The organism is Dietzia sp. DQ12-76 (genome assembly GCF_014145045.1).
Classification (GTDB): domain Bacteria; phylum Actinomycetota; class Actinomycetes; order Mycobacteriales; family Mycobacteriaceae; genus Dietzia.
Genome location: NZ_JAALDV010000423.1, coordinates 1 through 2819, shown reverse-complemented (window position 1 = coordinate 2819; position 2819 = coordinate 1). Strand labels below are relative to the sequence as shown.

The window sequence follows — 2819 nt, the reverse complement described above, 5'->3', positions numbered from 1 at the left end:
CGGTGGCGGGCATCGCGCCCGTGACCGCCATGGCCGACGTGGCCTCGGTCGCCTCCGTGTGTGCCCGGCCTGTCGGCGTCGCCCTGGTGTCCGGGGTCGACCCGGTGTCCTGCGTCGGCTCGGGCCGGAACGTGGCCTGGGTTCCGACGGTCGGCTCGTCGAGGGGGGCTCCGTCATCCGCGCCGCGGTAGCTCATCGCGGTTCCTCCGGCACGTAGGTCGGCGCGGGCATCCCGGGGCTCGGGCCCAGTCCGGAGAGCCAGGTGGAGTACATCCGGTTCCACGTTCCATCGGTTCGGATCCGCTCGAGCGTCGAGTTGACCTGCCGGACCAGACCGTCCGTGTCGTTCCCGGGAGTCGACCTGGCGATTCCCACCCCGTACGGCTCCGCGTTGAGCTGCGGGCCGACGATCTCCAGGTAGGGATCCTGGGCGGTGATGCCCACCAGGATGGCGTCGTCGGTGGTGATGGCGTCCACCTGGTTCTGTTGGATGGCCACGAGGCAGTCGGCCCACGTGTTGACCGACAGCACCGTGAGCCGGTCGAGCTCGTCCCACAGGCGTGAGGCCGACGTGGTTCCCGCCGCCACGCACACCCGCCGACCCTCGAGGTGTTCGATCTCGGTGATCCCGGAGCCCCGCACGGCCAACACCCGCTGGTAGGCGCGGTAGTACGGCACGGAGAAGGTGATCACCTCCCGGCGCGCACAGGTGATGGACATCGACCGGATCACCACGTCGACCTGGTTGTTCTCCAACGCCTCGATGCGGTTGGCCGAGGTCAGGGACCGGAACTCCACCTGGCCGGGATCCCCGAAGATGTCCCGGGCGATCTCCCGGGCCAGGTCCACGTCGAAACCGGTGAGCTGACCGGTGGCCGGGTCACGGAAAGAGAACAGGTTGGACCCCTGGTCCAGGCCCACGATCAACCGCCCCCGATCCCGGATGCGGGGGACGCGCTCCTCGGGTGTGGCGTCATCGGGGCGCAGACTCGGGAGCGGGTCGCAGGATTCGTCCGCCGAGACCTGGGGTAGCCCCGTCGGACTCTCTGTCGTCACGACCGCTCCGGCCGGTAGCGGCATCACGGCGGAGACCTCGGGGATGCCGACGTAGTCGGATCCGGTCACCACCGAGGCCGTCTCCCGGCCCGACCCGCCGTCGTCACCGCGCGCCTCGTCGTCGTCGTTGACTCCACACGCACCGGAGACCGCCAGGGCGGCCACCAGGACACCCCCGGTCACCACGCGGGCGGCCCGCCGCCCGGCGCTCCCCCCGGACCGCCACGTCCCCCGCGCGCTCACAGGTACTCCCTGATCCGGGGGGCGATCCCCACGATGACGGCGAAGGCGGCGAGGGCGGACAACGCCATGATGAGGTCCGGCCCGGTGGCGGAGGTGCGCCGTGCGTTGTCGATACGGGTGCGCAGCGTGTCGCGGGCCTCCTCGATCGCGTCCTGCATCGACTCGTCGAACTCGTCGAAGGCGGCCCCCGAATCGCCCTCGCCCTGCCCCGAGGAGATGAGGATCGCCCCCTGGTAGTCACCTTGCTGGTACAGCGAATCCGCGCGGTTCTGCGCGGCCATCCACTCGTCCAGGGCCTCGATCGCGTTGGTGACGGCGCCGTCCCCGTCCAGGCTGGTGCGGCTGCGGGACTCCTCGTCGGGGTCGAGGTAGACGGTCAACGTGTCGCGGACGCCGCCCAGGATGGCGGCCCGCTCGGCCGCGGACCCCTCGGGATCGGTGCGCCGCACCAGGTTCAACGTCTCCTGCGCGCGCACCTTCTGGGCGTTGATCCGCTGCCGGGTGAGCTCGTTCATCGGGGCCGCGCCCTCGGACAGTCCGCGCGCGTTGTTGTTGGCCGCCAGGAACCCGGCGATCATCGTGAGCAGGAAGGTCGCCACCATGAGCAGTGAGGCCAGCGCCAACGCGGGATTGACCCGTCGCCCGGTGATCTTCCACAACCACTGCTGCAGCAGCACCAGTATCGCGATCGCCGCCCCCAGCAGGATGAACGATCCCCAGGGCGGCGAGGACCACTCACGGTCGGACTCCCCGACGGAGGTGGACTGGCGGTCGTACAGGTCGGCGGCCGCGGGGAGGATCGTGTCCTGCATGAGGGTGGACGCCGACGCGAGGTACGCCGAGCCGACCGGGTTGGCGACCCGGTTGTTGGTCCGGGCCGTCTCCACGAGTCCGGTGTAGGTGGTCAACTGGGCGTTGATGTGCGCCAGCTGGTCGATCGACTCCTCGTCCGAGCGGTCGAGGCCCTGCGAGGCGGCGACGATCGACGCCGACGAGGCGGCGATGGCCTGCAGGTAGCGATCCCTGAGCTCGGCGGGTTCGATGCCCCCGGTGATGAAGGCGGTGTTGGCCGCCGAATCAGCGATGGTCAGGGAGCTGTACAGGGTCTGGGAGGCGTTGGCGACGGGCTCGACCTCGGCCAGCAGGGTCTCGTGGTGGCTCTGGCGTTGGGTGATGGTCTGCGACGCCACGGTGCCGCCGAACAGCACCGCCACGATCGCGACCACCGCGAAGACCGACATCCGACCCGGTGTGGTGAGGGCGTCGTTCCAGAACCGTGCGGCCCGGCGACGCACCGGACGGCGGCGGCTGAGCGCGATGTCCTCTGAGCCGGGGCCCGTGGACGTGCCCCCGCCGGAACCCCCGCCCGCACCCGGGGCGGACCCGGACCGCGCGCCCGGAGCAGAACCGGACCGCGAGCCGGGACCCGCGTCGCGCTTCTGCGTGAGGGTCGGAAGGCCCATCTGGTCAGTCACCTCCCGGTTCTCTCACCGCCTGTGCCGGGGATCCGGTGGGCGTGT

3 protein-coding genes are annotated in these 2819 nt (G+C 70.9%); all 3 read right to left on the bottom strand.

Features of this window, described 5'->3' with window-relative positions:
* Nucleotides 1-196, bottom strand: a 196-nt coding sequence (locus G6019_RS13840; protein WP_182627815.1) for a hypothetical protein, incomplete at its 3' end; no start/stop codon positions are given.
* A complete protein-coding gene (locus G6019_RS13835) occupies nt 193-1299 on the bottom strand; it encodes a glutamate ABC transporter substrate-binding protein (RefSeq protein ID WP_370446315.1) in 1107 nt (368 codons plus the stop codon). The genes G6019_RS13840 and G6019_RS13835, both read right to left, overlap by 4 nt.
* Complete coding sequence (locus G6019_RS13830) at nt 1296-2762, bottom strand: hypothetical protein (protein WP_182611960.1); 1467 nt, start codon at nt 2760-2762, stop codon at nt 1296-1298. The genes G6019_RS13835 and G6019_RS13830 overlap by 4 nt, the downstream gene beginning before the upstream one ends.
* Nucleotides 2763-2819 lie beyond the last annotated feature (57 nt).

Bases quoted from the DNA above. Each gene is read 5' to 3' on its own strand.
- G6019_RS13830 (WP_182611960.1), bottom strand. From the start codon at position 2,762: ATGGGCCTTCCGACCCTCACGCAGAAGCGCGACGCGGGTCCCGGCTCG.